A 6,618-nucleotide genomic window follows, 5' to 3' on the forward strand; every position below is an offset into this window, starting at 1 on the left:
AAAATGCAACTGTAATGCTAGGAGCGATAGCACCGCCCCGAACACAGTCTGCGCGATCTTCGCGCCTCGAAAAGATAACAAGATTGCCTCACAGAAAGACACTGCCTTGCGGCAAAAGTCGGCGTGATTGGGAGGCCTGCGCAAATTGACGCAGGCCGAGTGACGCCGCGTTTTGCGCCCTTCCTATTTTCAGGACAAGCAATGATGGCCGCGGATGAAATCATATCCGGGCAGATGAATTTTTCTCATTTCGCTTTCGCAAGCGGGCAAAATGTCATAGCGCTGCCACGACGGCGAAACGGACGGGTCGACAACAGATGAAACGGATTCCAATCGGCGGGTTGCATGCTTTCGAGGCTGCGGCGCGGCATCTCTCGTTCAAGCTTGCCGCCAGGGATCTGAACCTTTCTCCCAGCGCCGTTAGCCACGCGATTACCAAGCTGGAACGCGAGATCGGTACGCTGCTGTTTGATCGCAGCCACGGCGAACTGCGCCTGACCGCAGATGGGTTGATGTTCCAGCAGCCGGTCGTCGAGGCCATGGCGCTGTTGCGGGGGGCGATGGACACGCTGTCAGCGCGCCAGTCACTAGTATTGCGCCTGCATTCGTCTCCAAGCTTTGCAGCGCAGTGGCTTGCGCCGCGCCTTACCATGTTTTTGATCGACAATCCTGGTTTCGAGGTAACGATCTCGGCCGACACCAAGCCCGTACATTTCGCTCAAGACCAGTTCGACGTCGATATCGTCTATGGCTTGAGCTCTGCCGACGAGGGACTGGTGATCCATTCGCTTGGGCCGGTCGAAGTCCAGCCCATGTGTACGCCCGAAATGGCACAAGAGCTACTAACGATCGAGGATTTGCATCGCGTGCCTCTGATCAGAAGCATGATCAAGAATGTGAGCTGGTCGGACTGGTTTTACGCCAATGGATCGGCGATGCCACGCCAGCCGGCACTTCGCTTCGATCGCAGCTTCATGGCAATAGCGGCAGCCGCGGACGGCATGGGCGTGTGCCTCGAAGCCGTCAAGCTCGCCGAGCGCGAGCTGTCAAGCGGCCGTCTCGTCCAGCCATTTGCTGGAAGGGCGGTGGCGCTTACCGAAGCCAACCACTTCCTTGTTTATCCCCGACGCAACGAGGCCCGACCGGTGGTCGGTGCGTTTCGCGATTGGCTCCTGGCAGCGGTAAACGAGGACTAGGCGAGTGTCTGGGGAGAAACTTGGTCCCCTGACACTTTGACATGGGTGCGGATGTGCGTTCATCGCACGGTGCGAGAATACCAATAGATGGCAATCATAGCGAATGTAGTTGCCAATGAATCGCTGCAGTTTCGTAGCGTATGTCTGGACACTTAACAGTGAGCGCGCCAGCCATGCGCTGGCTGGCTAGACCCTGACTTTACAAGGATCTAGCGCTTGCCTAGCGCCCGTTCCATTCTGTCGAGGCCCTCGCTCAGCAACGATCGTGGGCAGCCGAAATTGACACGGACGTAGTCTCCATAGGCCGCGCCGAACTCTGATCCGGCGCTGAACCCCACTTTGCCATGTTCTAGAAAGAAGGCCTGCGGATCGCCTGCGAGCCCTAGTTCGCTGCAGTCGAGCCAGGCAAGAAACGTCGCTTCTGCCTTGATAAGTCGAATAGCGGGGAAACGTAACGCCAGCTGTTGTGAGAGATAGTCACGGTTGGCCTGGATGTAGGAAAGCATCCGAGCTTTCCAGCCGGAGGCATGGGTGTAGGCTGCAAGGGTTGCCTCAAGTCCGAGAACATTGACGCTATCGACCATTCCAAGCTTCGAGAGCACGAAGCGTTCTCTGATCGACTTGTTCTGGATGATCGCAAAGGCGGTTTTCAGGCCGGCTATGTTGAAGGTCTTGCTGGCCGCCATCAGGGTGATGGTCCGGTTCGCCGTTTCCTCAGACAGTGTGGCGATCGGGATATGATTGCGACCGTCGAACAGCAGGTCGCAATGGATCTCGTCGGAGATGATCAACGCGTCATTGTCCCGGCAGAGCGTGGCGATCTCGGTGAGCTCGTGTTTCGTGAACACCTTGCCTGTCGGGTTCTGCGGATTGCACAAAAGCAGCGCACGCGACTGCGAAAGCGCTGCGGCCAGCGGATCGACATCCATCACATAGCCGAGCTCGGTTTGTCTTAGCGGCACGTCATTACGCACGAGGCCCCAGTGAGACGGCGCATTGAGGATTGGGCGGTAGACCGGCGTCTGCACCACCAGGCCATCGCCGGGCTCGAGCATCGCTTTCAAACCCATATTGAACCCTGGCTCGACGCCCGGCAAAAATACAATGTCCTCAGGCGTGATCGACCAGTGGTATTTCGATTGCATGTCCTCGACAATGCGGGCGCGCAGCTCGTCGCGGGCTACGCCGTAGCCGAGCATCGGATGTTCGAGGCGGTTGCGTATGGCCTCCAAGATCTCGGGTGCTGCTGGAAAGTCCATGTCGGCGACCCACATCGGCAGAATGTCTGTCGGATACTTGCTCCACTTCGAGCTGCCTGTGCCGCGTCGATCATAAACAGCATCGAAATCGGTCATTGCTTACAGTCCCCTGATCATGCCGCCATCGACCCGGATTGACGATCCTGTGACGTAGCTTGCCTGAGAGCTTGCCAGGAAAACGGCAACGGCTGCAAATTCCGACGGGTTGCCATAACGGCCAACCGGGATTTCGTTGCGCGACGCTTCCTCGACCGCCTCGATCGAGGCGCCTGTCTTTTCGGCCTTGATCCCGTCGAGTTCGCGAACGCGGTCGGTGGCGATGCGGCCGGGCAGGATCATGTTCACCGTGATGCCGTGACGGGCAACCTCGGAGGCCAGCGTCTTCGACCAGCCGGCGATAGCTGCGCGCACACCGTTCGACAACGCCAGATTTGCGATCGGCTGGACGACACCAGAAGAACCGATCGTAATGACGCGCCCCCATTTGCGGGAAATCATTCCGGTCAACATGGCGTCGGTGATCGAAAAGATGGAGGTCGCCATCGACTGGAAGGCGTCAACCCAGCTTTCGGTCGACTGACCGAGCGCCGGACCGGCCTTGGGGCCCCCGGAATTGTTGACGACGATATCGACGCCGCCCTGGCTCGTCAGCATCTCGACCAGGGCAGCCACCGAGACGGCGTCGGAAAGGTCGACGGCGACAGGTATGATGTTGTCGGTCGCCTTGATCTTGTCCGCGCTGCGCGCCGCTGCAAAGACCTTGACACCTTCTGCTGCGAGGCCGGCCGCGATGGCGGCGCCGAGACCACGGCTGGCGCCGAGAACGAGTGCCTTCTTACCAGAGATCTGCAGGTCCATCAGTTCAAAGCTCCTAGTTTCTTTTCCTGGCGGGCGATCAGCCGCTCGACTTCAGCCACCGCCGCCGCGTTGAGTGCAGCACCGGGGCGACGCTGGGTGGCGCTGGCGATCGCACCGCGCTTGGCCAATACATATTTGCGAACGGCGAGGCCGAGGCCAGGCTGTTGCTCGTAGCGCATCAATGGCAGATAGGCGTCAAAGAGGTCATGCGCCTCCTCATGCCGGCCTTCATTGCTCAGTTTGCAAACGCCCACCATCATTTCGGGGTAGGCGAAGCCGGTCATTGCGCCGTCGGCACCGCGCTGCATTTCTTCTGGCAGGAACACGCCGGCGTTGCCACAAAGGATCGAGACGCGCCGACGGCCCTTTGCCTCGGCGGCACGCAAGTCGGCGACCTTCTGCAAGCCCGGCCAGTCTTCATGCTTCAGCATGACGATGCTCGGATGCGCCTCGAAGATCACGCCAAGCGTTTTCGAGCTGATCTGGACGCCAGTCGCCAGCGGAAAGTCCTGCAGTACGATGGGAACATCGGTGCCGATCGTTTCGACGACATTGCGATAATATGTGACGATCTGGTCGTCGGTCCGCAGGCTGGACGGCGGCGCGACCATGACACCGGCTGCACCGATATCCATGACCGCTTTCGTCAGTTCGCCGATCGCGGCAAGGCCGGGGGCGGACACGCCGACAACGACAGGTTTGCCGGCCGAGCGCGCCAGGGTCCGGCGCGTCACCTCGATCGATTCGGCCTGGGTCAGCTTCGGCGCTTCGCCCATCATGCCCAGGATCGTCAGGCCGTCGGCGCCTTTTTCGTAATAGAAATCGACCATGCTGTCGATGCTAGTGGCGTCGATCGCACCGTTCTCGTCGAAGGGGGTGCATGCGATGACGAAGACGCCCGAGGTGTCGGCTGTGATATGTGACATGTGTAATCCTTACGAGAGCACTCAGAACCAGGCGGAATTGCCACGGCCAACATACTGACCATCGCCGGGTGCGTTGACGATATCCCTGCCATCATAGGCGAGCTTGCCGCCGACATAGGTGCGCGCGACGCGAACGCTGAATTCGCGGCCGTCAAAGGGGCTCCAGCGGAGCTCATCATGGGCTCTGGACGCGTCCCACACCTGCGCTTGCGACTTGACAATGGCGATATCGGCATCCGCGCCGACGATGAGCGCTCCCTTTTGCGGCCAAAGGCCGAAGAATTTGGCGGGGCGTTCGCACAGCTGCTCGACGGTCAAGGTCACTGCGTCAAAACCGCGTATCTCGGCTCCGGTGTAAAAGGCCGGTAGCAAGGTCTCAAGGCCTGGGACACCGGCGCCGGCATCGAAGATCGATGCTGTGAACTTGTTGTCGATCGGCCAACTCGAATGGTCGGAGCTCACGAAGGCGACGCGGCCGGAGACGACATCATCCCAGAGAAACTCGATCTGACCAGGGCGGATCGGCGGATTGACTTTCATCTTGGCGCCGAGTGCGGGCCCATCGATCTCGGGGTCGAGCCACAGATAGTGGATGCAGAGTTCACCAGTGGCGCGATAGCCGTCGTTCAGATAGTTTTCGACGAGATCGAAGCCGCGTGTCGTCGTCAGGTGCACGATGTGTGCGTGCGCGCCGGCGGCGGCTCCAAGTTCGAGGAACTGGGCGGTCGCGGCCATCTCGGCGGCCGGTGGCCGGCTTTGGGAATGCGCCTCGATGCCATCGCGCCCAGCGGCCTTGGCCGCAGCGATATTTGCGCGGACAATTTCCTGGTCTTCATTGTGCACGCCAAGCGGGATCGCGGTCTCAGCCAGCGCTGTGAAGATCTCCAAAGTCTGGTTGGATGAGATACGCGGAAAGCGGGTAGGGCTGCTTTCGAAGGTCGAAATCTTGAAGGCGACGACGCCCCCTGCGATCAGAGCGTCGATCTCGTCGATTGCCTGGCCAGGCATCACTGTAGCGTACAGCGCGACGTTGGTATGGGCATGCTCGCGGATCGCTGCGACCTTGGCATTCAGCCTTGCGACCGAGTTGAGCGGATGTGGATTGTCATAGGGCATGTCGACAATGGTCGTAATGCCACCGGCCACCGCCGAGCGTGTCGTCGAGCGGATGCCCGGAAGGCCGCCATAACTACAAGCGTGGGTCTGGCCGTCGATAACACCGGGAATGATGAGGTCGGCGCCGGCTTCGAAGCTTTGTGCAGCATTAGGCGCTTCACCGGTGCCGATAGCCGCGATCTTGCCATCGCGGATTGCGATCCAGGCGTTGTCGAGCGGTCCTTCAGGCAGGACGGCAGTGCCGCTGATAACAATATCATAGGTCATGATGCTTGCCTTGCATATTGAAGGTCGAGGGTTGTGCAAGCCAGCGCGACGCCGGCCTGTACCGGATCAATGACGGGAATGCGCAGAGCGTCCTGCATCGCTTGGCGATAGCCGCCGAGACCAGCGCAGCCGAGGATGATCACATCAGCACCGTCTTCGTCGCGCAAAAGGCGCGCCGTGCGGGCGACTGTTTCGACCACGTCGCCGGCCATGAGTTCGACGACAGTCATGTCGATGGAGCGATCCCCGGCCAGCCGACCGTCAAAGCCGAGGGCTTTAAGATAGCGGAGGTGACGGTCGATGGAGGATTGCCCGAGTGACACGATGCCGAAATTCTGGCCAAGGCCTAGAGCCGCAAGATAGGCAGCCTCGGCAATCCCGATGACGGGGCGTGTTGTTACCTTTCTAACGGCAGCAATGCCTGGATCGGAAAAGCATGAAAGCACGAAGGCGTCGGCGTCGGAGATTGCGACGGCTTCGAGGATGTTGGGTATTACCGCCGCCACATGGGCGTCGGTCTCGATACCGGGTGGGGACTTCTGCAGTTCCGTGCAACGGATGTCATGGCAGCTGGCGTCGCGAACGATGCCCAGGCATGTTTCCATCGATCGGGTGACCGAGACGGAGCTGTTGGGATTGATAACGAGAATTTCTGACAAGGCGATACCAGTTGGGGGGCAGCACTGCTTCCATTAAATATATTACGTAGTATATCAGAAAATCGACCCTGTCAAAGTTCTGTTGGTCCAGGCATGCCTACGTGAACTGTTCGTGGAAATTGGCGGATTGCTCGCCTATGTTGATGCTGGGCTCGACGGATTGCGCCGCCGGAATCGGAAACGGAGATTGATTTTGATTAAAGCGGACACGTCGAGCGGCAAGCGCGCAAAGTCGCTGACGGAAACGGCCTATGCCGTTCTTCGCGAGCGCATCATCACAGGCGACCTCGCGCCCGGTATGGAGGTCTCGGAGCCGGAACTGGCCGAGCAGCTGTCG

Annotated in this window: 6 protein-coding genes; 1 reads left to right on the top strand and 5 read right to left on the bottom strand. The window is 59.7% G+C overall.

Annotation, left to right across the window (positions count from 1 at the left end; genetic code table 11):
* The first annotated feature begins 317 nt into the window (after positions 1-317).
* Positions 318-1,196 (top strand): LysR substrate-binding domain-containing protein, encoded by an 879-nt coding sequence (locus tag B3605_RS10340; protein ID WP_296433684.1) that lies wholly within the window; start codon positions 318-320, stop codon positions 1,194-1,196.
* A gap of 209 nt (positions 1,197-1,405) precedes the next feature.
* Here the strand turns inward: B3605_RS10340 and B3605_RS10345 are convergent, their stop codons facing one another.
* The 5 genes from B3605_RS10345 to B3605_RS10365 are packed head-to-tail and all read right to left on the bottom strand — an operon-like array spanning position 1,406 to position 6,281.
* The gene (locus tag B3605_RS10345; protein WP_296433686.1) at positions 1,406-2,551 is read right to left on the bottom strand and encodes a MalY/PatB family protein; all 1,146 of its coding nucleotides are present in this window, start codon (positions 2,549-2,551) and stop codon (positions 1,406-1,408) included.
* A 3-nt stretch (positions 2,552-2,554) separates the two neighbouring features.
* Positions 2,555-3,313, bottom strand: coding sequence for an SDR family oxidoreductase (locus B3605_RS10350; RefSeq protein ID WP_112973779.1), 759 nt, complete (start codon positions 3,311-3,313; stop codon positions 2,555-2,557).
* The gene (locus B3605_RS10355; protein WP_296433690.1) at positions 3,313-4,239 is read right to left on the bottom strand and encodes a dihydrodipicolinate synthase family protein; all 927 of its coding nucleotides are present in this window, start codon (positions 4,237-4,239) and stop codon (positions 3,313-3,315) included. The genes B3605_RS10350 and B3605_RS10355 overlap by 1 nt, the downstream gene beginning before the upstream one ends.
* Before the next feature lie 21 nt (positions 4,240-4,260).
* A complete protein-coding gene (locus B3605_RS10360) occupies positions 4,261-5,622 on the bottom strand; it encodes a dihydroorotase (RefSeq protein WP_296433691.1) in 1,362 nt (453 codons plus the stop codon).
* A complete protein-coding gene (locus B3605_RS10365) occupies positions 5,619-6,281 on the bottom strand; it encodes an aspartate/glutamate racemase family protein (protein ID WP_112973782.1) in 663 nt (220 codons plus the stop codon). The genes B3605_RS10360 and B3605_RS10365 overlap by 4 nt, the downstream gene beginning before the upstream one ends.
* Positions 6,282-6,618 lie beyond the last annotated feature (337 nt).

Source organism: Rhizobium sp. UBA1881, assembly GCF_002338015.1.
GTDB lineage: Bacteria > Pseudomonadota > Alphaproteobacteria > Rhizobiales > Rhizobiaceae > Rhizobium.

Bases quoted from the DNA above. Each gene is read 5' to 3' on its own strand.
- B3605_RS10345 (WP_296433686.1), bottom strand. From the start codon at position 2,551: ATGACCGATTTCGATGCTGTTTATGATCGACGCGGCACAGGCAGCTCG.
- B3605_RS10355 (WP_296433690.1), bottom strand. From the start codon at position 4,239: ATGTCACATATCACAGCCGACACCTCGGGCGTCTTCGTCATCGCATGC.
- B3605_RS10340 (WP_296433684.1), top strand. From the start codon at position 318: ATGAAACGGATTCCAATCGGCGGGTTGCATGCTTTCGAGGCTGCGGCG.
- B3605_RS10350 (WP_112973779.1), bottom strand. From the start codon at position 3,313: ATGGACCTGCAGATCTCTGGTAAGAAGGCACTCGTTCTCGGCGCCAGC.
- B3605_RS10360 (WP_296433691.1), bottom strand. From the start codon at position 5,622: ATGACCTATGATATTGTTATCAGCGGCACTGCCGTCCTGCCTGAAGGA.